The organism is Vibrio sp. 10N.261.52.A1, from assembly GCF_002876325.1.
Classification (GTDB): Bacteria; Pseudomonadota; Gammaproteobacteria; order Enterobacterales; family Vibrionaceae; genus Vibrio; species Vibrio chagasii.
In genome coordinates this window covers 1-669 of the sequence record NZ_MCYD01000804.1, presented here as the reverse complement: position 1 = coordinate 669, position 669 = coordinate 1, and the positions used below count along the sequence as shown (strand labels likewise).

Annotated in this window: 1 protein-coding gene; it reads right to left on the bottom strand. The window is 37.5% G+C overall.

The features are described from left to right. Positions 1 to 140: 140 nt before the first annotated feature. The coding region (locus tag BCT81_RS16795) for a LysR substrate-binding domain-containing protein (protein ID WP_133152646.1) at positions 141 to 669 on the bottom strand (529 nt) is incomplete at its 5' end.

Here is a 669-nt window from a genome sequence, read left to right as displayed (position 1 = left end):
AATTTAGCTTAAAACTAAATACTTAAAAGCGAGCCCTAGTGGCTCGCTTTTTTATTTGTATATAGGTGTTGCTTTGAGTCTAGTTCGATGAGGCTTATTAATCACCTATGTGGCATCTATCTCCAAAGTCTTGTCAGTTTTTAAGAATCGACTAATGACTTTATCATTTCATACAGCCATAAGTGTTTCTTACTCTTTCTATTTTTCTTATGGATATAGGCACATAATCGTAAAGTTGTTAGCTCTTCGACATTCGTTACTTTTATCGCTCTGAGCCCCTCTCCACAGTGTTTGACAAAGTTTTCTAGCCCGGGAACAACTAAGTCTGTTCTCAGCACAATCTCTCGAATACTTATTGCTGACGTACTTCTATGGACAACATTTATCTCTAGTCCTTTATTAGCGACAACTTGTTCAATCAGTGATGTATGGAAGGTATTAAAAAATGGCATTTCAACAAGAGCAAAGTCGTACTCCAAAAGCTCTTCAATGGTCGCCGTTTCTTTCTTGAAAGGGTGATCTTCTCTGACTACTGCCACGAAATTTACTTCGCCAAGAGGCAGCTCATAAATATCTTTCGTTGTATTAGAAAACTGAAATTGAACGGCAAGGTCTACTTGATCCGTTTTCATCATTGAAGGGGTTTCAGTTGTCATATTATGAGATGCA